Source organism: Novacetimonas hansenii, assembly GCF_014843995.1.
Lineage (GTDB): Bacteria > Pseudomonadota > Alphaproteobacteria > Acetobacterales > Acetobacteraceae > Novacetimonas > Novacetimonas hansenii.
The window spans coordinates 1,664,107-1,685,394 of sequence record NZ_CP062147.1; the positions used below are offsets into that span (position 1 = coordinate 1,664,107).

At 59.3% G+C, this 21,288-nt stretch carries 18 protein-coding genes and 1 tRNA gene; 9 read left to right on the top strand and 10 right to left on the bottom strand.

All coding sequences use genetic code 11. The annotated features are described in order from the left end of the window. Window positions 1-136 precede the first annotated feature (136 nt). From IFJ82_RS07335 to IFJ82_RS07365, 7 genes are all read left to right on the top strand, one after another. Window positions 137-1,414 (top strand): O-antigen ligase family protein, encoded by a 1,278-nt coding sequence (locus IFJ82_RS07335; protein WP_225578810.1) that lies wholly within the window; start codon window positions 137-139, stop codon window positions 1,412-1,414. 190 nt (window positions 1,415-1,604) lie between these two features. After that, the gene (locus tag IFJ82_RS07340) at window positions 1,605-2,951 is read left to right on the top strand and encodes a lipopolysaccharide biosynthesis protein (protein WP_003620253.1); all 1,347 of its coding nucleotides are present in this window, start codon (window positions 1,605-1,607) and stop codon (window positions 2,949-2,951) included. A gap of 215 nt (window positions 2,952-3,166) precedes the next feature. Next, window positions 3,167-3,970: a 30S ribosomal protein S2 gene (gene rpsB, locus IFJ82_RS07345; RefSeq protein WP_040510824.1), complete on the top strand. Its 804-nt coding sequence runs from the start codon at window positions 3,167-3,169 to the stop codon at window positions 3,968-3,970. Window positions 3,971-4,100: 130 nt separating this feature from the next. Then, a complete protein-coding gene (tsf, locus tag IFJ82_RS07350; RefSeq protein WP_003620248.1) occupies window positions 4,101-5,006 on the top strand; it encodes a translation elongation factor Ts in 906 nt (301 codons plus the stop codon). Window positions 5,007-5,054: 48 nt separating this feature from the next. Beyond that, window positions 5,055-5,834, top strand: coding sequence for a DNA repair protein RecO (gene recO, locus IFJ82_RS07355; RefSeq protein WP_192266136.1), 780 nt, complete (start codon window positions 5,055-5,057; stop codon window positions 5,832-5,834). 72 nt (window positions 5,835-5,906) lie between these two features. Beyond that, window positions 5,907-8,129 (top strand): DNA topoisomerase IV subunit A, encoded by a 2,223-nt coding sequence (gene parC / locus IFJ82_RS07360; protein ID WP_192266138.1) that lies wholly within the window; start codon window positions 5,907-5,909, stop codon window positions 8,127-8,129. 101 nt (window positions 8,130-8,230) lie between these two features. Then, a protein-coding gene (locus IFJ82_RS07365) for an IS630 family transposase (protein ID WP_192266140.1) occupies window positions 8,231-9,134 on the top strand; the annotation gives its coding sequence in 2 pieces (ribosomal slippage) (window positions 8,231-8,572 and window positions 8,574-9,134; 903 coding nt in all). 219 nt (window positions 9,135-9,353) lie between these two features. Here IFJ82_RS07365 and IFJ82_RS07370 read toward each other — a convergent pair. The 5 genes from IFJ82_RS07370 to IFJ82_RS07390 form a co-directional block, all read right to left on the bottom strand. Next, the gene (locus IFJ82_RS07370; RefSeq protein WP_062808964.1) at window positions 9,354-10,094 is read right to left on the bottom strand and encodes a TlyA family RNA methyltransferase; all 741 of its coding nucleotides are present in this window, start codon (window positions 10,092-10,094) and stop codon (window positions 9,354-9,356) included. A 35-nt stretch (window positions 10,095-10,129) separates the two neighbouring features. After that, complete coding sequence (gene dxs, locus IFJ82_RS07375; protein ID WP_192266142.1) at window positions 10,130-12,136, bottom strand: 1-deoxy-D-xylulose-5-phosphate synthase; 2,007 nt, start codon at window positions 12,134-12,136, stop codon at window positions 10,130-10,132. A 4-nt stretch (window positions 12,137-12,140) separates the two neighbouring features. Next, window positions 12,141-13,028, bottom strand: coding sequence for a polyprenyl synthetase family protein (locus IFJ82_RS07380; RefSeq protein ID WP_192266387.1), 888 nt, complete (start codon window positions 13,026-13,028; stop codon window positions 12,141-12,143). Window positions 13,029-13,084: 56 nt separating this feature from the next. Continuing rightward, window positions 13,085-13,315 (bottom strand): exodeoxyribonuclease VII small subunit, encoded by a 231-nt coding sequence (locus IFJ82_RS07385; RefSeq protein WP_040511981.1) that lies wholly within the window; start codon window positions 13,313-13,315, stop codon window positions 13,085-13,087. A 159-nt stretch (window positions 13,316-13,474) separates the two neighbouring features. Then, entirely contained in the window at window positions 13,475-13,717 is a 243-nt protein-coding gene (locus IFJ82_RS07390) for a sulfurtransferase TusA family protein (protein WP_003620233.1), read from the bottom strand. 134 nt (window positions 13,718-13,851) lie between these two features. On the opposite strand from IFJ82_RS07390, the gene IFJ82_RS07395 reads away from it, so the two are divergent. Continuing rightward, window positions 13,852-14,751: an ROK family protein gene (locus IFJ82_RS07395; protein ID WP_003620232.1), complete on the top strand. Its 900-nt coding sequence runs from the start codon at window positions 13,852-13,854 to the stop codon at window positions 14,749-14,751. Window positions 14,752-14,811: 60 nt separating this feature from the next. Here the strand turns inward: IFJ82_RS07395 and IFJ82_RS07400 are convergent, their stop codons facing one another. After that, the gene (locus IFJ82_RS07400) at window positions 14,812-15,579 is read right to left on the bottom strand and encodes an RlmE family RNA methyltransferase (protein WP_062808918.1); all 768 of its coding nucleotides are present in this window, start codon (window positions 15,577-15,579) and stop codon (window positions 14,812-14,814) included. Next, window positions 15,554-16,711, bottom strand: coding sequence for a Ppx/GppA phosphatase family protein (locus IFJ82_RS07405; RefSeq protein ID WP_225578811.1), 1,158 nt, complete (start codon window positions 16,709-16,711; stop codon window positions 15,554-15,556). The genes IFJ82_RS07400 and IFJ82_RS07405 overlap by 26 nt, the downstream gene beginning before the upstream one ends. A 181-nt stretch (window positions 16,712-16,892) precedes the next feature. Here IFJ82_RS07405 and IFJ82_RS07410 point away from each other — a divergent pair. Further along, a tRNA-Gln gene (locus tag IFJ82_RS07410) sits at window positions 16,893-16,966 on the top strand. A 730-nt stretch (window positions 16,967-17,696) separates the two neighbouring features. Here the strand turns inward: IFJ82_RS07410 and IFJ82_RS07415 are convergent. The 3 genes from IFJ82_RS07415 to IFJ82_RS07425 form a co-directional block, all read right to left on the bottom strand. Continuing rightward, window positions 17,697-18,470: an arginyltransferase gene (locus tag IFJ82_RS07415; RefSeq protein ID WP_062808917.1), complete on the bottom strand. Its 774-nt coding sequence runs from the start codon at window positions 18,468-18,470 to the stop codon at window positions 17,697-17,699. A 181-nt stretch (window positions 18,471-18,651) separates the two neighbouring features. Next, window positions 18,652-19,647, bottom strand: a complete 996-nt coding sequence (hemB, locus tag IFJ82_RS07420; protein ID WP_062808916.1) for a porphobilinogen synthase — start codon at window positions 19,645-19,647, stop codon at window positions 18,652-18,654. A gap of 103 nt (window positions 19,648-19,750) precedes the next feature. Then, window positions 19,751-21,238 carry an amino acid permease gene (locus IFJ82_RS07425; protein ID WP_192266146.1) on the bottom strand — a complete coding sequence of 496 codons (1,488 nt, stop codon included), beginning with the start codon at window positions 21,236-21,238 and terminating at the stop codon, window positions 19,751-19,753. Window positions 21,239-21,288: the final 50 nt, after the last annotated feature.

Below are 21,288 nucleotides of genomic sequence, written 5' to 3' on the forward strand. Positions count from 1 at the left end.
GTATGAAAATGTGGAATAGGGGGCGGGGAATTTTTGATGGATATGGCCCGATTTCCACATGGCCCGACCCGTCCCAATATCTGGAAACATTATGCCCGACAGTGCCCGCATCCCTTGTCCCGCAGGTTCCTCATGGATGAAAAAACCTGTCGTGTGGGGGATGTATGCATTCCCGCTTTTGCTGTGCTATGCGCTGGCGCCAGCCGAAATCCTTATCTGCCTGATCGTCTGCGCCTTTGTCGTTCACAGCGCCATATGTCGCGACTGGTCATGGGTGCGCCAGCCATGGTTCGTGCTGTCGGTCGTGCTGGGGGCGGATATCGCCCTTGCATCCGCCGCCACTGGGTCAGTGCATGCCGTCGTGCAATCCGTGCTGCTGTTGCGATACCCGGTGTTTGTCGCTGCCGTGGCGTTTTGGATACTGAGCGATTCTAAAGACAGGCATCATCTTGCCAGGGCCTATGCGTGGGTGGCGATGTGGATGGTCGTCGGAAGCTGGCAGCAATATCTGTGGGGACGTAACATCATGGGGTATGGCCGGTGGGAAGACGGAGCCCTGCTTGGGCCGTTGTGGGCCCCGCGGGCGGGGCAGGCGTTGCTCATGACGGCGTTCCCGGGCCTGATGCCGGTCATCATTTCCCTTACGCAGCGGCGCACCCGTGGGGGGCTGCTGTGCGCGGGGGGGCTTCTTGTCCTTTTGATCCTGACTTTTCTATTGATTTCGCAGCGGATGCCGACACTGTTATTCCTGTTCGGCACCCTGTGCCTGGCCTTGATAGTGCGCCCCTTACGGCTGCCCTTTATCCTTGCCTGCGTGATCGGGATGGGCGGGATCGCGGTTTCGCCCGTTGTGGCGCCCCAGGCCTATAACAAGCTGGTCATCAGTTTCGAACACCAGATGCATGGTTTTGCTGACAGTCCGTACGGCATGCTGTTCATCCGCGCGGGGGTCATGGTGTCGGACCATCCATGGGTGGGAATGGGATATGACGGGTTTCGCATCAACTGTCCCAATCCGATCTATTTCCGGGGGCTGCCGGCCCTTGGCATTCCTGACGGCCCCCACGGCGGGGCGCCAGGCTGCAACCTGCATCCGCACAATTATTATATACAGGTTGCGACCATGGCGGGATGGCCGGGGGCGATCCTGTTCTGTCTGGTGGTCATCGCCATGCTGTATCCCATGGCAAGGGGATTGCGCGCCCATAGGGGGGCGGAACAGATGGTGATGTGCGTTCTGGCGTTTGTCATCATATGGCCGTTGCAGTCCACAAGTTCATTTACCACGCAGCCGACGGCCGGATGGGTGTTCATCGCGCTTGGCTGGGCGCTGGCGGCAACGCGCAAGGGATGCGACAGCGGCCACACCGGAGCGGACATACCGGACAAGGGGCACATGGGGCAGGGGACGTAAAACGGTGGGGGTAGTCTTACCGCCGGGAGCGTTTTACACTATGTCGCGATGGATAGCATTGCCTCTGGCCCGACCACGACGCACCTTGTGGACGTTCCCCGCCGTGACCGGCGGCAAGAAACGGAAACAAGCGTGATCATTTCCTTACCTGCCCCCATGCCGCCGACATACTCACCTGGCAAAGCGCCACATGGAACCTCCCATCGTGGTTGAGGAAACCGCCGCGCTCAAGCGCATCTTCGGCAATACGGGCTTTCTTGTCGCGGGACGTGCGACCAATGCCGTGTGCAGTTTCCTTTACATGGCATGGTCCGTGCGTGCGCTTGGTCTGTCGCAGTTTGGTGTGCTGATGCTGGTGACGACGTTCGGCTCCGCCATTTCGTCGGCAACCCACCTGCCATCATGGCAACCTCTGCTGCATTACGGGACGGACCCGTTCGTCAAGGGCGACCTGCCACGTTTCGGTCGTCTCCTGTCGTTTTGCATGCGCGCGGACCTGCTGAGTGGGGCGACAGGCGCGCTTGTCGGGATGCTGGGGGTGGGATTGTTTGGTACCTCGATGGGGTGGCCGCAAACGGATCAGGTGGGCGCAATGGTTTACATGCTGACCATTTGCGTCATGAACACGGGGTGGTCCACTGGTGTCTTCCGGCTGTGCAATGCTTTCTGGCTTAGCAGTGTATGCGACCTGTCGGGCGTTGTCGTGCGCATGGTCGGCACGGGGCTGGGTCTGTGGCTGCATATGGGGCTGTATTATTTCATGCTGGTCTGGAGCATGACGCAGCTTGCCCTGTTCATCACCAACAGCGCCATGGGATGGTGGCTGCTGCGTAGCGGGGGGAAAGTCGGGCGTTTCCAGTTTTTCCAACAGCTTGAGGCAGGTGACGCGGTTGGGATCTGGCGGTTTACCCTGTCCACCAGTGGCAATCATGTGCTTGGCACGATCTTCAACCAGTTCGGCACCCTTCTGGTCGGCGGGCTGCTTGGACCGGCGGATGCCGCCGTCTATCGCGTTTCACGACAGATCGGTGACGGTATTGCAAAGCCCGCGCAGTTGATGATGCCCGCGTTGTATCCCGAATTCATCCGTCTGCGTGAAAAACGCGACTGGTATGGGCTGAAACACGTAACGTTGCGGCTGTTCATGTTGATCGGGGGGTTTTCGCTCCTGTTGATGCTGTTCGCCATGGTGGCTGGCAATACGTTGCTGACATGGATGCTGCGTGTGCATTGGCCGGGGGGCAACCTGATGATCATGCTGATGCTGGGGAATGCCATCATGGGGTTGGGCATCGTGCCGCTAGAACCGCTGCTGACTGTCGTGGGGCAGGTATCGCGGGTTCTTCTGGCCCGCATCGTCGTGACGATCGCCTATCTGCCGCTGGTATATTTCATGGCGTGGCGCTGGCACCTTGAAGGGGCGGCAAGTGCCTCTGTTCTGGCATCGCTGCTGATGCTGCTGATCTGCATGAAACCGGTCATGACATGGTTCGGCAAGGTTGCCCCCGGACGTCGTCCGCATGGCGTGGCGGAGTGATATAGGGGACGGGGAGCATCCGCGCGGGAACATGCGTTCAAAAATGCCTGTTGTCCGCGAGGGTGCCACTTGCAATCCGTCCCGAAAGTCGTCATATGACGCCGTGCCATGGCTGTTTTTACCATGGCAATTCGCACGTGAAGCATGAGCCTCTGGTGTCCCGACGGGACCGGCGCTTCACGGAGGACAAACCAGAAGACAAGGATTGAGCCAAGATGGCTATGCCTGAATTTACAATGCGCCAGCTTCTTGAATCCGGTGTGCATTTCGGTCATCACACCCGCCGCTGGAACCCGCGTATGGCGCCGTTCCTGTTCGGTGTGCGCAACCAGGTTCACATCATCGACCTGCAGCAGACCGTCCCCATGCTGGACCGTGCGCTCAAGGCGATCCGTGATACCGTTGCAGGTGGTGGCCGCGTGCTGTTCGTCGGCACGAAGCGCGCCGCGGCCGACCAGATCGCCGAAGCGGCCAAGCGCTGCGGCCAGTATTACGTCAACCATCGCTGGCTGGGCGGTATGCTGACGAACTGGAAGACGATCACCGGTTCGATCAAGCGCCTGCGTGGCATTGACGAGATGCTGGAAAATGGCACTCAGGGCCTGACCAAGAAGGAAGTTCTGGACATCACGCGTGACCGCGAGAAGCTGGAGCGTTCGCTGGGCGGGATCAAGGAAATGGGCGGCCTGCCGGACATTTTGTTCGTGATCGACACGAACAAGGAAAAGCTGGCGGTTGAAGAAGCGAACAAGCTGGGCATTCCGGTCGTTGCGGTCCTCGACAGCAACTCCGACCCGCGTGGCGTGACCTATCCCATCCCGGGTAACGACGACGCCATCCGCGCGATCGCACTGTATTGCGAACTGGTGTCTGGCGCGGTGCTGGATGGTATTTCGGCTGAACTCGGCGCTTCGGGCGAAGATTTTGGCGCGGCTGAAGAACTGCCCGTCGATCCCGCGATCGAAGTGGCCGCCACCGAAGCCACGGCAGAGGCGCCTGCCGCTACCCCTGCGGTCTGAGTGACCAACCGGCATGTGGTCCCATGGGGCCGCGTGCCGGACGGGTCGATATACGACCCGGCCTATACCGGATACAAGGACGCGCCCTGCCGACGGCAGGGCGCATGCCTGTCGTAAGGAGATACAGATAATGGCGGCAATTACCGCAGCTCTGGTCAAGGATCTTCGCGAGAAGACCGGCGCCGGCATGATGGATTGCAAAAAGGCGCTGACCGAGGCGCAGGGCGATATCGAAGGCGCGATCGACTGGCTGCGCAAAAAAGGTCTTTCGGCTGCGGCCAAAAAGTCCGGCCGTGTTACTGCGGAAGGCCTTGTTGGTGTTGCATCGGCCCCGAATGTCGCCGCCATGGTCGAAGTGAACGCGGAAACCGATTTTGTCGCGCGTAACGAACACTTCCAGGGCTTTGTGGCCGAAGTGGCCGAAGCGGCGTTGAAGGTTGGTGAAGACCTTGAAAAGCTCAAGGGCGCTGTTCTGAAGAGCGGCCGTACGGTTGCTGACGAACTGACGCACCTGATCGCCACCATTGGCGAGAACATGTCCATCCGTCGCGCGCGTGTCCTGAAGGTGCCGTCGGGTGTGGTTGCGACCTACATCCATTCCGCCGTCAGCCCCGGCCTGGGCAAGATCGGCGTGCTGGCAGCGGTTGAAGCCCCCAGCGCCAGCGAAGCGCTTGAAACGCTTGGCCGCCAGATCGGCATGCATGTTGCGGCAACCCGCCCGGCGTCGCTGGATATCGACGGCGTCGATCCGCAGTCGCTGGAACGCGAGCGCGCGGTGCTGGTGGAACAGGCAAAGGCATCGGGCAAGCCTGATGCGATCATCAACAAGATGGTCGATGGCCGTATCCGCAAGTTCTATGAGGAAGTGGTCCTGCTGGAACAGGTGTGGGTGCATGACGGCGAAACCCGTGTTCGTGCCATTGTTGAAAAGGCTGGTGCGAAGCTGATCGGTTTCGAACGCTTCCAGCTTGGTGAAGGCATCGAAAAAGAAGACAACGACTTTGCCGCCGAAGTGGCAAAGGCGGCTGGTCACTGATTTTCTGCCGGATTTTTGCGGCATGACTGAATGGGCGGGAGCTTCCTGATGGAATGGGAGGCTCCCGCCCTTGTGCTTTCTGCGGTGCCTTACGGCGAAAGCAGTATGATCGCCCATGTCCTGACGGGGGAACATGGTCTTTATCACGGCATGGTCCGTGGCGGAGGGGCGCGGCAGGGCCGACCGGTCTGGCAGGCTGGAAACCTCATTACCGCCCGATGGAATGCACGCCTGCCAGAGCAGCTTGGCAGCCTGCGTGGCGAACTGGTTCATGCTTCTGCCGCGCGGGTGCTGGAATACGCGCACCCCCTGGCCATGCTTGCATCCCTGTGTGCGCTGGCCGATAGCAGCCTGCCGGAACGGGAGCCTCATCTTGCGGTTTTTGAGGAGCTGACACGGCTTCTGGCCCGTATCAGCCTTGAGCCGGCAGAAGCCGAACGGTCGGGCATGGCGGCCCTGATACGTTGGGAAATGCTTTTGCTTTCCGATCTTGGCTTCGGGTTGGACCTTTCATGCTGCGCTGTCAGTGGGCAGGCCGATGATCTGGCGTGGGTCTCCCCACGCAGTGGACGTGCCGTCAGTGATGGGCATGCGGGGCAATGGCGCGATCGCCTGTTGATGTTGCCACCCTTCCTGCTGGATCCGACGCAGGATGGCACCCCTGAACAGTGGTTGGCCGGGTTGCGGTTGACGGGGCATTTCCTGGCGCGTGACGCCTTTGGTCAACGCCATCGCCCGTTGCCTGCCGCGCGTATCCGGTTGCTGGATATGGTGGGCAGGATGGTTGAAAAGCGTGATATATCCCACCAGCCGGAGCCGGGGATTTAGTTTTACTGAATTGAGGCATTGGACAATGCCGCCGTTTTCGCTATCTGTTCTTCCGGTGCTGGAGGAATTTTCATGTCTGTCGATGTCACGCGTGGTCATGTTGAGAATACAAAACTCGTTGACGCGCTGAGCGAACGCTATCTGGCTTATGCGATGTCCACCATTATGTCGCGTTCCCTGCCGGACGTGCGCGATGGGATGAAGCCGGTCCATCGACGCATGATTTTTGCCATGCAGCAGTTGCGCCTTGATCCGACATCGGGGTTCAAGAAATGCGCCCGCGTGGTCGGCGACGTCATCGGTAAATACCATCCCCATGGTGATGCTTCGGTTTACGAAGCCCTTGTGCGGCTGGCGCAGGATTTCGCAGTCCGCTATCCGCTGGTGGAGGGGCAGGGGAATTTTGGTTCCGTGGATGGCGATAACGCCGCCGCCATGCGGTATACCGAGGCACGGCTGACAGAAGTTGCCAAGGCGCTGCTGGAGGGCATCAACGACGACAGCGTTGATTTCCGTCCCACTTATGATGGCGAGGAGCATGAGCCCGTCGTCCTGCCTGCGGCATTCCCGAATCTTCTGGCCAATGGTGCGGCAGGGATCGCAGTGGGCATGGCCACCAGCATTCCCCCCCATAATGTGGGGGAAATCTGCGCGGCCGCCATGTTGCTGATCCGCGACCCGGATGTGACGGTTGCGAAATTGCTGGAGGTCATGCCAGGTCCGGATTTTCCCACAGGCTGCATGATTGTGGAAGATCGCGATGCTATTGCCCGCGCCTATGAAACGGGGCGTGGCAGCTTCCGCATACGTGCGCGTTGGGAGGTGGAGCAGGGGCGTTTTGGCACATGGCAGATCGTAGTGACCGAAATCCCGTATCAGGTGCAGAAATCACGCCTGATCGAACAGGTCGCGGACCTGATGGAGCAGAAGAAGCTGCCTTTGCTGGGCGATATTCGTGATGAAAGTTCTGCTGATATCCGGCTGGTGCTGGAACCGAAGTCACGTGGTATCGAACCCGAGGTCCTGATGGAGACCATGTTCCGGGCAACGCAGTTGGAAAGCCGGTTCGGCCTGAACATGAACGTGCTGGGCGCAGATCAGGTCCCTGGCGTGCGCAGCCTTAAGGAAGTGCTGCAGGCGTGGCTGGACCATCGTCATGACGTGCTGGTGCGTCGCACGCGCCATCGGCTGGATGCGGTGGACCGGCGGTTGGAAATCCTTGACGGGTTTCTTGCAGTCTACCTCAACCTTGATGAGGTTATTCGCATCATCCGGGAGGAAGATGACGCGCGCGCATCCCTGATAGCGACTTTTGACCTGAGTGAGCTTCAGGCGGAATCGGTGCTGAACATGCGCCTGCGCAGCCTGCGCAGGCTGGAGGAAACCGAGATCCGCAAGGAACATGCTGCCCTGACGGAGGAGCGTGCGGGCCTGCTGGCGCTGATGGAAAAGGAAAGCCTGCGCTGGAAGCACATTACGTCCGAGATCAAGGGGATACAGAAGAAATTCGGGGGCGGAACGCTGGGCGCGCGCCGCAGCACGCTGGCGGCGCCACCAGCAGAAGTCGATATTTCCGCGGCTCTGCCGGTCGAGCGTGAACCGCTGAGTGTTATTCTGTCACAGAAGGGGTGGATCAGGACTGTGCGCGGGCATGGTGTTGATCCCGAAGCCCAAAAGTTCAAGGAAGGTGACGGGCTGCGCCTGATCGTGGAATGTCAGAGTTCCGACCGGTTGTGTTGTTTTGCCACTGATGGCCGTGCCTTTACGCTACGTGCCGCTGACCTGCCGCGCGGGCGCGGGGATGGTCAACCGCTGCGCCTGATGATCGAACTGTCGAACGAGGAGGATATTATCACGATCTTCCCGGTGACACAGGATGCGCGTCGTCTTCTCGCCTCAAGTGCAGGGCGTGGCATGATTGTGCGTGAAGAGGACATGGTCGCGGAAAAGCGCACCGGAAAGCAGGTGTTGAATCTCAAGGAAGGTGAGAGCGCGCAGGTCTGTGCTCTGGCACAGGGGGATCATGTTCTGGTTATCGGCAGCAACAAGCGCATGCTTGTCTTCGCATTGACGCAGTTGCCCGAAATGACCCGGGGCCTTGGGGTGGCCTTGCAGAAATATAAGGAAGGGCACCTGCGTGATGCCGTGGTGTTTGCAGGGGATGCGGGGGTGGCATGGCCCGATCCGCAGCGCGTACGGACCCTGTCTGACATGAAGGAACAGATGGGAAAACGCGGTGACATGGGACGCCCGGCTCCAGCATGGGCTATGCGCAAGCCGCGCAAACCCGACTGAGGTCAGGCATTAGAGCGTACTGCGAATAGATTGAATCATAGGATTCCCAAAGTGCGTCTGATGTGATTCAAGATGAAGACTGGTGAAGGAGGCCAGCCTTCATGCCGAAAGCCTACTCGCAGGATTTACGAGACCGTGTAATTGATGCGGTGGAGAAAGGCGGCATGAGTTGCCGGGCAGCGGCGCGACGCTTTGGGGTGAGTGATGCTTCAGCGATCAAGTGGGTCCAGCGCGCAAGACGCGTCGGGGATCGCTGCTGCGCTGGCACGGGCGGCCATCGTCCCTCGAAAACCAAGTCTGAACGAGCCTGGCTGCTGGCCATCATTGATGCCGAACCTGATATCACCCTTGCGGCGCTGTCGGTCCGACTGCGCGACGAGCGTGGCGTTCAGGCCGACACTGGGATGCTGTCACGCTTTTTTCAATCCGAAGGGATCAGCTTCAAAAAAAAGCGTGCTGCCCTGCGAGCAGGATCGACCTGACGTCGCGCGTAAACGTAAGTTCTGGAAGCGATATCAGGCCGATATAGATCCTACCCGTCTGGTGTTCATTGACGAAACCTGGGCCAAAACTAACATGGTGCGCACGCCTGGCCGCTGCCCCAAAGGCGAAAGGTTGAGAGCCAGGGTTCCCCACGGTCACTGGAAAACACTGACTTTTCTGGCAGCTTTGCGTCATGACCGGATCACCGCACCCTGCGTTCTCGACGGACCGATCAACGCGCGCAGTTTTTTGGCCTATGTCGAGCAGTTTCTGGTTCCAACACTCAAGCCGGGCGATATCGTCGTGCTCGACAATCTCGGCAGCCACAAGGGCGACGCAGCTCGCAAGGCCATTCGTGCCGTCGGCGCCAGGATAATCTTCCTGCCGCCCTACAGTCCCGACCTCAATCCAATCGAACAGGTCTTCGCCAAGCTCAAGACTTTACTGAGAAAAGCCGCGGAGCGATCCGTTGAGGCAACATGGAAACGCATCGGCTCACTCCTCACCTGCTTCTCCGCATAGGAATGCGCCAATTACCTCAAAAACTCAGGATTTGCATCAATCTAATCACAGAACGTTCTAGAGGTCACCGTCTTTTTGAAAAAAAGAGGGCACCCAGAAACTTTTCTTATTTTTATTGATGATTTGTTTTCAAGCAATATTTTATGGATGCGTTAAAAAGCGTCCTCCACAATGCTGTCTTTGCTGCACAAGACTGCATCTGAAAATTTTTATGCTTGATCAGGCATCCTTGCGCGCTGCGATCAGGAATTCGCGGTTGCCTTCTGGTCCGGTAATGGGGCTGGGTTCAATTCCAAGGACTGACCAACCCGGCAGGGAATGCCACCAGTCATGGATCATTGTGCATACGGCGTCATGGATGGCAGGATCACGTACCACTCCCTTCGGGCCAATGGCCTCGCGACCGGCTTCGAACTGAGGCTTTATTAACGCAATTGCCCAGGCCCCCTGTGCGCACAGGTCGATGGCCGCAGGCAGGACAGTCCGCAAGCCGATGAAACTCGCGTCGCAGACCAGTGCACTTATATGATCCGGGATTACTTCGGCATTCAGGTGTCGTGCATTGCATTTTTCCAACACGACAACCCGTTGGTCATTGCGCAGCTTCCACGCAATCTGTCCATGTCCCACATCAACGGCATAAACTCTGTCTGCACCATGGGTCAGCAGCACGTCTGTAAATCCGCCCGTGGAGGCACCTACGTCAAGGCAGGTCAACCCCCGGGGTGAAAAGCCGAAATGTTCCAGCCCATGCGCCAGCTTGATGCCACCACGTGATACCCACGGATGATCCTGCCCCTTGACCGTCAGGGGGACGTCCTCGGCTAACTGGTCCCCCGGCTTGTCGATACGGCGGTTGGGCGTAAAGACCAGACCGGCCATGATGAGGGCCTGTGCACGCGTGCGCGTTTCAACCAGCCCCCGGTCAACCAGCATCTGGTCTACGCGCCGTTTTGCCATCTTGCCCTCCGTTACCTGATCCGGGTTGCCCGCGATCAGGCCATCTGCTGCGATGGGGAACGTCCCAGCGCACCAAGGGCCGTATCCACGATCGCCTGCGCATCGAGGCCGGCCTCGTGATATTGGGCGGTCTGGGTGTTATGGTCGATGAAGCGGTCAGGCAGGGCCATGGGCCGGAACCGGACACGGTCGAGCAGCCCGGTTTTGGCGAGGTGCATCATGACGAAGGCTCCAAAGCCCCCTGGTGCGCCTTCTTCGACGGTGATCAGCACGGCATGGTTGCGGGCAAGCTGCTCGATCAGGGCGGTGTCGAGCGGCTTGACGAAGCGCGCATCGGCCACCGTGGGGGCAAGCCCGTGGGCGGCCAGCATGTCGGCGGCCTTCAGCGCCTCGGCCAGGCGCGGGCCAAGCGACAGGATCGCGATCCCGCCACGTTCCGGCCCGGACTGGCGCGTCATCTCGCGCACGATGCGCCCGCGCCCGATTTCCATCACCTGTCCCACCGCCGGCAGGTCGAGGCCAAGCCCCCCGCCACGCGGGTAGCGGAGCGCGATCGGCCCTTCGTCGAACGCCGCCGATGTGGTGGTCATGTTGAGCAGTTCGAGCTCGTCGCTCGGCGCCATGATGGTGATGCCCGGCAGGCAGCCGAGATAGTTCAGGTCGAACGCGCCCGCATGCGTCGCGCCATCGGCGCCGACCAGGCCCGCGCGGTCGATGGCGAAACGCACCGGCAGGTTCTGCAGCACCACGTCATGCATCACCTGGTCATAGGCGCGCTGCAGGAAGGTGGAATAGATCGCGCAGAACGGGCGCATCCCCTCGGTCGCAAGGCCGGCGGCAAAGGTCACGGCATGCTGTTCGGCGATGCCGACGTCAAAGAACCGCTCCGGGAAGGCCTTGGCGAACTTGTCCAGTCCCGTGCCCGAGGGCATCGCCGCCGTGATCGCCACGATCCGGTCGTCCGCTTCCGCAACCCGCAGCAGCTCGCGTGAGAAGACGGATGTATAGGACGGCGGCCCGGCGGGGCCTTTCTTCTGCTCGCCCGTGACGACATTGAACTTGGCGACGGCATGGTATTTGTCACCCGCCGATTCGGCCGGGGTATAGCCGCGGCCCTTTTCGGTGATGACATGCAGCAGCACGGGACCCAGGTCATCCGCGTCGCGCAGGTTGCGCAGGATCTGGACCAGCTGCGTCATGTCATGCCCATCGACCGGGCCGACATAGTAGAAGCCGAGTTCCTCGAACAGGGTGCCGCCGGTGATGATGCCGCGCGCATATTCGTCGGCCTTCTTCGCCGTGCGCTCCAGCCGGTCGGGCAGGCGCCTTGCCATCTTGGCGGCAAGGTCACGCAGGCTGAGGAACTTGCGCGAGGACATCAGCCGCGACAGGTAGCTCGACATCGCGCCGACGGGGGGGGCGATCGACATTTCGTTGTCGTTGAGGATGACGATCAGCCGTTCCGCGCCAGGCCCGCAGTGCGAGGCGTTGTTCATCGCCTCATACGCCATGCCTGCGGAGATGGAGCCATCGCCGATCACCGCGATGACGTTGCGTTCGCGATAGGACGGGTCGTGTTCGGCGCGCAGGTGGTGCGCCACCGCCATGCCCAGCCCGGCGGAAATGGAGGTGGAGGAATGCGCCGCGCCGAACGGGTCATATTCGCTTTCGCTGCGGCGGGTGAAGCCCGACAGGCCGCCCGGCTGGCGCAGGGTGCGGATGCGGTCGCGCCGCCCGGTCAGGATCTTGTGCGGATAGGTCTGGTGGCCGACATCCCAGATCACGCGGTCATCGGGCGTGTCGAACACGGCATGCAGCGCAACCGTCAGTTCCACAACCCCAAGCGACGCGCCAAGGTGCCCGCTGGTGGTCGACACCGTGTCGATCGTCTCCGCCCGCAGCTCGTCCGCAAGCGCCCTGAGCTGCTCCACCGAAAGGTTGCGCATGTCATGCGGGTAACGCACACGGTCAAGCTGCGCAAAACGGCCCAGCGTCGGGATCGATCCCCACGCATCCGCCTTGGGGGTCGGGGTATCAGTCATGCGCTCAGTTCCTGCGTTCTACCACGTAATTCACAAGGTCGCGCAGGCGATCTGCCTCGGACCCGAAGATATCGAGATGCGCCTCGGCCTGTGCCGCGATGCGGCGTGCCTCATGTGCGGCGCCCTCTACGCCAAGGAGGGCGACATAGGTGGACTTGCCGGCGGCTTCGTCCTTGCCTGCTGTCTTGCCGAGTTCCTCGGCGCTTGCAGTGGCGTCAAGCACGTCGTCCGCCACCTGGAACGCGGCGCCAAGGTCACGTCCGTAGGCCGCGATGCGTTCACGCAGATCCGGTGCCGCCTGTCCGAGGATCGCCCCGGCTTCGGCCGAATAGCGGATCAGGCAGCCGGTCTTGAGCGCATGCAGGCGCGCCACTTCCTCAAGCGACAGGGAACGGCCTTCGCCCTCCATGTCGATCATCTGCCCGCCCACCATGCCAGCGGCGCCAGATGCGGCGGCCAGTGTGGTGACAAGGTCGATACGCACACCGGCATCGCGATGGGTCGCGGGATCGGCCAGGATGCCGAACGCCATGGTCTGCAACGCGTCGCCCGCCAGAATGGCCGTTGCTTCGTCAAACTTGCGATGGGTGGAGGGCTGGCCGCGACGCAGGTCATCATCATCCATCGCCGGCAGGTCATCATGCACCAGCGAATAGGCATGCAGCATTTCGACAGACGCGGCGGCGCGATAGGCCCCGGCCTCCTCGACCTTGAACATGCTGGCCACCTCGGCCACCAGATACCCACGAAGGCGCTTGCCCCCGCCAAGCGTGGCATAGCGCATGGCATCAATCAGGCGGGCTTCGCCGCCACTGACCGGGGCCAGCAGGCGATCAATCGTGTGTTCGACCGCTTCGGCCCGCGCGGCAAGGGAGGCGCGCAGACGGACCATACGGTCCTTGCCGTCTTTTTCGGGCGAGGGTGCTGTTGTTTGGCTCATCTGACGCATCAATCCATAGATTTCGTATCCAGCGAACCATCGGCACGCTGGATGATCGCCTGAACGCGGGCCTCGGCCTCGTTCAACCTGGTCTCACAATACTGGCGAAGGGCAGCGCCACGCTCATATGCCTTGATGGCATCTTCCAGCCTGAGCTGACCGCCTTCCAACTGACGGACAATGCCTTCCAGTTCGGCAAGCGCATCCTCGAAGGAAAGGGAAGTCAGGTCATCTGTCATCGGCATGTCACACTTTCATCGTCATGGTGGCGCAGGAATTACAACTTTGGGCGGCCTTCTGCCAAGGGGACATATCACGCGATTGTCGCCAGATTGCTTGGCAAAGGTTACGGCATCTTGCATGGATATCTGCCCACGACAATGCCAATCCATTAAAAACTATTTATTTACAGTATCTTGCTTGCGTCGAATGACAAAAGACAGGGTGCCGCCCTCTTCACCGAATGCGATGAGCGCATGCCCGGTCTCCCGACAGAAGGCCTGAAAATCGGCAACGGATGCACGATCGGTGGCCATGACACGCAGGCGACCACCACCAGGCATGCCACGCAATATCCGGTTTGCCTTTAACACGGGGAGTGGACATGTCAGTCCGCGTGCATCAAGTAGGATTTCGTTCATGCCACGTCTGTTCCTTTGACACGGGGCCCATCCCCGGCATGTTGGGACTGGGCGGGGTTTGAAATCTGACCAGGTTCGGATCATAAAAGAAAACAAGCCATGGATGTAATCATGACGCACGAAAGTAGCTGCTGATGGGGCCTTATCGTATCGGAATCGATTTTGGTGGCACCAAGATCGAGATCGCGGCCCTTGGCCAGGACGGGCAGGAGCTGGTCCGTCGGCGCATTACCAATCCCGGCAATTATAGTGGCGCCATTCGTGCCATGTGTGAACTGATCGCGGGCGTGGACCACGAACTTGGCGGTCAGGGCACGGTGGGAATCGGTATTCCGGGCTCCATCAGTCCCGACACGCATGTTATCAAGAATGCAAATGCCACATGGCTGAATAACCAGCCCCTGCACAAGGATATGACCGAGGCCCTTGGCCGCGATGTCCGGGTGGAAAATGATGCGAACTGCTTTGCCCTGTCCGAAGCCATTGATGGGGCGGGGCAGGGGTACAAGACCGTGTTTGGCGTCATTATCGGCACAGGCATGGGGGCGGGCATTGTTACGGACCACAAGCTGATCATCGGGGCGCATCATATCGCGGGGGAATGGGGGCATGTCCCCTTGCCGTGGCCGCGGCTGGAGGAATTCCCCATGCCCAAATGCTTCTGCGGCAACGAAGGGTGTATGGAGCGTTTCCTGAGTGGATCGGCCCTTGCGCAGGACTGGAAAGGTCCCGGGCACCGCAGCGCGGGCGGTATTGTGGAGGCGGCGGAAGGTGGCGATATCACAGCCATCGGGGCGCTGGACCGGTACATGGAGCGCATGGCGCGTGCCTGTGCGCTGGCGATCAACTTTCTTGACCCTGATGTCATCGTGCTTGGCGGTGGTGTGTCCAATATCAAGGACATTTATGACCGTGTGCCCCCGATGATGCGGCGGTATGCGATCACCCCCAATTGCAACACCCCCATCGTCAAGAATGTCCATGGCGACAGTTCCGGCGTCCGGGGTGCAGCGTGGCTGTGGAACACCCCGTAACATAATCCCGGCCTGTCCCCCCACTCAGAACCGGGAGAAAAGGGGACAGGCCCCCGGCACTTAGTTCGTATCACGTCCCCGGAAATCGGTGGCGATGACATAAAGTTCACTGGATTCCTTGCGGCTGGCTGGTGGCTTTGCATGCCGGACCTGCCCAAAGGAACGTTTCAGTGCCTGAAGCATCTGCTTTTCCGCCCCTCCCTGAAACACCTTGGCAATGAAGCTCCCCCCTGGTGCGAGAATCTGGGTCGCAAAGTCCAGTGCCAGTTCGGCAAGTCCGATGATGCGCAGGTGGTCCGTCGGGGCATGTCCGGTGGTATTGGGGGCCATGTCGGACATCACCAGGTCCGGCGCACCGTCAAGCAGTTCACGCAGGCGTTCTGGCATGTCGGGATCGTTAAAATCCCCCTCGATGATTGTGGCGCCCGGCACCGGGTCAACCGGCAACAGGTCCACGCCTATGACGTGGCTTGCCCCCCGTTTTACCGCCACCTGTGCCCACCCACCGGGGGCCGCGCCAAGATCAACCACGCGCATGCCCGGCCGGATCAGGTGAAAACGGTCATCAAGCTCTATCAGCTTGAATGCGGCACGTGAACGCCAGCCCTGTTTCTGTGCCGCCTGCACGTAAGGGTCGTTAAGCTGCCGTTGAAGCCAGCGATGCTGCGCCGTGGTGCGGCCGCGCGCCTTCTTGACGGTCACGGTCTGGTTCCGGGCGGAACGGACAGCGCCGGAATCGGCACTGGACAGGGTTTCGCCGGGGGTCAGGCTGCTGGAACGTGATTTTCCCGGAATTCTGGGTTTAGGGTCTGCTGGTCGTCGTTTCATGTAAGGGACCGTTCGTCGGCCTCAGCTTGTGCCGGACAGGAGAAAAGGATGAAGGTACCGGCTGCAAAGCGATACGCGAACTCCTGTCAATCATGCGCAAAAGCATGCCATCACGCAATCCTCGATCCGCCACGACCACTTCGGGCACCTGCCATGCCTGCTGGATTGCCTCGAAAATCGCGCAACCCGCCATGATATAGCGCGCACGGTCAGGGCCGATTCCCACATGGCCGGACAACCCCGCCCGATCCATGCTATTCAGTCGCCTGATCACCTTCAGCGCCTGCGTCATCGACAGGGTCGCGCCGTCAATCATGGACCGGTCATAACGGACCTGTCCCAGCGCGACACTGGCCAGCGTCGTTACCGTACCGCTGGTGCCCATCAATACGACATTGCCACATGCAATTTCACGCCGGATGCAATGTACGTCCTCAAACGCTTCCAGCTGCGCACGGACCATCGCGACCATGTGCCGGTATCCCCCGGGCGTAAATGCCGAATCGCCAAGCTGTTCCGATATGGTGATCACGCCCATCGGCAGGCTCAGATACCCGATCAGGGACTGCCGCGCGCGGGCATGGTCTGTACGCACCCATGCAATTTCCGTCGATCCGCCACCGATATCAAACAGCAATGCACGTTCCCGCAGGGGGGAGAAGCGACCGTCATGCAACAGCGAGGCGCAACTTGTCAGCGCCAGTTCCGCTTCTTCGCGCGCGGAGATGATGGAAATGGACAACCCGGTTTCGGCGCGGATGCCATCAAGGAACGCCAGCCCATTTTCAGCACGACGGCAGGCTTCCGTCGCGATGGCTGTATATTTCTTCAGTCCGGCACGGCGCATTCGTAAGGCACATGCCCGCAGGGCGTCGGCCGTGCGGGCCATCGCATCCTGCCCAAGGCGTCCCGTGTGATGCAGTCCCTCGCCAAGCCGCACGACGCGACTGAAGCTGTCTATGACACGAAAGCCGCGTCCGGCAGGGGCGGCCACCATCAGGCGGCAGTTGTGAGTTCCCAGATCCAGAGCCGCGTACAAGGGCGCGGCGTACGGAAGACGCCTGAAATCAGACATCCCGAACATCTGGTGGCCTTGTCCCGGCACAGCGGGACGGGGAACGTCGTGGAGCATGCGTGCAATCCTTTGCCTTTCAAGGCATTCCATCATTGTGGGGACTGTCCTGCATTAAACGCAAGTCAAATATGTAATTGCATGAAAAGATCGAAAAAAGGTGGTTGCGTACCTCATGCACCGATGCTATCACCCCTTCACCGCAACGACAGCGCTTTCTACCTTAACGGGGTAGATCTGCTGGGGGATAGTTTAGCGGTAGAACTACCGGCTCTGACCCGGTCAGCCCTGGTTCGAATCCAGGTCCCCCAGCCATTATTTTTCTGAAATAAAATCAATGCCTTACAGGCACAAGAACAGGTGTTTGTAGAAAGCTGTGTAGAGCCTTAAAGTCGGTTTTCCGCTCTGTCAGCCATTTTCATGCAAATCCAGAATCACTGACCCCCGCAAAGCCAGGTACCCAGAACAGATATCCCCTGATATCATCTCGGGCGGAAAACCAGTATCTAGCAATTATCCAAGGGCACCTAAGAGTGCCCTTGGATAATTCGCATAAACATGCAAATTAAGATGCATAATATCCTACAAAAAAAATAGAAATATATTCAAATGGGCGTCATGTGTGTCTGTGCCTCTACAACATCTCTTTTGGAATGGTTCCCACATGGAGAGATTTTCCATAATATAATTCATGTAGTATTTATTTTTCTATTTGTTTTTTCGTACAATAACACTGAAATCATAAATTTAATTAAGTAAATGAAAGCATTGTATCTATAAATTTTATCTCTTATAAGAAATAATATGATCTAATGGTTTTTTATTTGCGTATGGAAGTATTAATGATTTATTTGGATGTGAGATTTTAAGCACTACGGCAGAAATATGTTTCGCCTGTCTTCAGAAAAAACCAATATTATTGAGAGGATTTTTCCATTGTTGATGGGCGATAAATTCTGGAGGCATGGGGTGTCCAGTCAACATATGCTCTGGACTTGAACAGTTCAAACCGTGCCGCCCAAACCGTTGTCGGGGGGAGGAGAGACTATCCCACCGTAACCGGCAGTACCGGCAGGAAATGTGACGTATCGTGCTGGGGTTCCACCAGTTCGGTCCACACGCCACGCCGCATGATCTCTGCAGAGCGGAAGCGCGATTTGTATGCCATCTTGGGGCTACCCTTGATCCAGTATCCTAAATAGAGGTGTGACAGCCCCATCATGCGGACACGCTCCACCAGATACAGGATGGCATAAGTACCAAGGGAACGTCGTGGCATATCAGGATCGAAAAAGGTATAGACGGCCGAGAGCCCGTCTTCGACCCGGTCCAGCAGGCTGACACAGATCAGTTGGCCGCTATGGTCACGGAATTCGATCATGAAGGTCCGGATGGGCGTATCTTCGATCATGTTACGGTAATCGCCCGCATTCATGCCTGCCATGTCGCCATTGCCATGTCGTGACAGTTGATATCGCCGGAACAGGGCGAATTGTTCTTCTGTCGCACGGGGCAGGACATCCATGCTGAGCAGTTCGCGGTTACGGCGGAAAATACGCTGTTGCGTGCGATCGGGGCGGAAGCGGTTGACCGGCAGGCGAATGGGCACGCAGGCGGTACATCCGGCGCAGACCGGCGCATAGGCGATTGTGTGGCTGCGGCGGAAACCAGCACTGGAAAGCCGATTATGAAGCTGTTCCGCCTGTGGGCCGGTAATATCGGTAACGACCTTGCGCTCCATACGCTCCGGCAGATAGGGGCAGGGCATCGGCGCAGTTGTATAGAACAGTTGCGGATGCCGTGGTGATGTATAGGTCATACGGGTTCACCAGCAGTTCACGATGCCCGTTTTCATTCCCTCCATCGGTTAAAAATACCAATGCGCAGGGATGGGAAAACAGAACGATGGCCGTGATGATAACGTATCTTTGGCTGGATCGCATTACAAACCGCAATACCGACGCGATCACATCTCTTTCGCGTCGGTATCGGGGGGCAGATCAGCCTTCGAGCAGGAGCCGTGCGGCATCAAGTGCGAAATAAGTCAGGACCCCATTGGCGCCCGCACGCTTAAAGGCAGTCAGGCTTTCCAGGATCGTGCGATCACGGTCCAGCCATCCGTTCTGGATCGCCGCCATGATCATCGCATATTCACCAGATACCTGATAGGCGAAGGTCGGTACCGCGAATCTTTCACGCACTTTCTGGATGATGTCCAGATATGGCATGCCGGGTTTGACCATGACCATGTCGGCACCTTCATCAAGGTCAAGGGCAACCTCACGCAGGGCTTCGTCGCTATTGGCGGGGTCCATCTGATATGTCTTCTTGTCCCCCTTCAGCAACCCGCCAGATCCCAGTGCGTCACGGAACGGGCCATAGAATGCACTGGCATATTTGACGGCATAGGACATGATGCGCGTGTCGTGCATGCCCTGTGCGTCAAGTGCCTGACGGATGGAACCGATGCGCCCGTCCATCATGTCCGATGGGGCGATGATGTCGATCCCGGCTGCCGCCTGGTTCAGCGCCTGCTGGGTCAGGATTTTCACGGATGGGTCGTTGATGACATATCCGTCCTCGATCAACCCATCATGGCCGTGGCTGGTATAGGGGTCGAGCGCCACGTCGCCAATCAGGCCGATTTCCGGGAATTCACGCTTCAGCAGGCGTGCCGCACGGCACATCAGGCTGTCGGGGTTCAGGGCTTCGGTCCCTTTTTCATCACGCAGTTCCGTCGGCGTGATGGGAAACAGGGCAAGGGCAGGGATATCCAGCTTTGCCGCAGGTTCCACATGGGCGGCTAACCGGTCGAGGCTGACGCGGCGCACACCGGGCATGGAGGCGACGTCGGTGATGCTATCCGTGCCTTCGGTAACGAAAATCGGCCAGATCAGGTCATCGGTCGTCAGCGTGGTTTCGCGCACAAGGCGACGGGTGAAACTGTCCCGTCGGTTACGTCGCAGGCGGGTATGGGGAAAACGACCGATGGTCATGAAATGCAGCCTCCTGAAAAAAGCGGCCCGAGTATGGAACCGGGCCTGTGTGATGCCAAATTATGATGCGTTAACCCGCAGGACATGAAATCCGGTGCGTGCCCTATGCATCGTCCTCTTTATGTCCTGCGTTGCTGCGACCCAGGACACTGTTGCGATGTCCGTAGCAGAGGTAGATCATGATCCCGACCGCCAGCCATATGATAAGGCGGACCCATGTCAGCCCGTCGAGCGAAGCCATGACGGCAAGGCATGATATGATGCCCAGCACCGGGATGACATATCCCCCCGGCACGCGAAAGGCGCGGGTGCGGTCGGGTTCATGCATGCGCAGCATGATGACGCCCAGGCAGACAATGGCAAAGGCCAGCAATGTGCCGATGGAGGTCATGTGCGCAAGCTGGTCGATGGGCAGGAACGCCGCGAAACTGCCGGTCAGCAGCATGAAGAACAGGTGTGAATAGGCGGGCGTCTGGCGCACGGAATGGGTCACACTGAAGATCCGTGGCAGCAGCCCGTCGCGTGACATGGCGTAAAAGACCCGGCTCTGTCCCAGAAGGAGTACCAGCAGTACCGATGTAAATCCGCAGATGACACCAATCTTCACCGCGACCTTCAGCCAGCCGAAAGGTGTCTGGTCGATGGCCGTCGCAACGGGGGCCGCATCGCCCAGCATGTCCTTGTAATTGACCAGCCCTGTCAGCACGAAGGAAAACAGCACATAGGCCAGCGTGCAGATCAGCAGGCTGCCCAAGATGCCAATCGGCATGTCACGGGCGGGATTGCGTGTTTCCTGTGCGGTGGTGGAAATGGCGTCAAACCCCGCATAGGCGAAGAAGATCGTCCCTGCCGCGCGCATCACGCCGGAAAAGCCGAAATGCCCGAATTCCCCGGTATTGGGCGGAATGAAGGGGGTATAGTTCGCCACCTTGATATAGGGCAGGCCAAAGCCGATCACAGCCGCGATGATCGCCAGCTTTATGACCACGATAACGCCATTGACCCGTGCGGATTCAGAAATGCCGCGTATCAGCAGCAAGGAAATGGCCACGATGATGAAGGCGGCAGGCAGGTTGATCAGCCCATGTGCCTGCGTCCCATCGGACAGCAGTACCGTTTCAAACGGGGAGGCGGTCAGGCGCGGGGAAATCCCGATCCCCCAGCCCGCAAGCAGCGATGTCACATAGCGTGACCAACTGACGGAGACGGCGGCCGCCCCGACTGCATATTCCAACACAAGGTCCCACCCGATGATCCATGCCACCAGTTCACCAAGCGCGGCATAGGCATAGGTATAGGCGCTGCCGGCGATCGGGATCATGCTGGCGAGTTCGCTGTAACACAGCCCGGCAAAGCTGCATGCAATGGCCGCCAGCAGGTAGGACAGTACGACCGCAGGCCCCGCATTGGTGGAGGCGGCGATCCCGGTCAGGGAGAACAGGCCCGCGCCGATCGTGCCCCCCACGCCCAGCGCGATCAGGTTGACCGGCCCCAGCACGCGTTTCAGCCCCCCGGCCGAGGAGGCTTTGGCCGACACGTCCTGCCGCCGCAGGAGGGATGCAAGGAAACCACTGCTTACGGTGCGTGTCATGCGCGATATTTCCCGTCAATCGGGACACAGGAAAGGATCAAATCAGGACG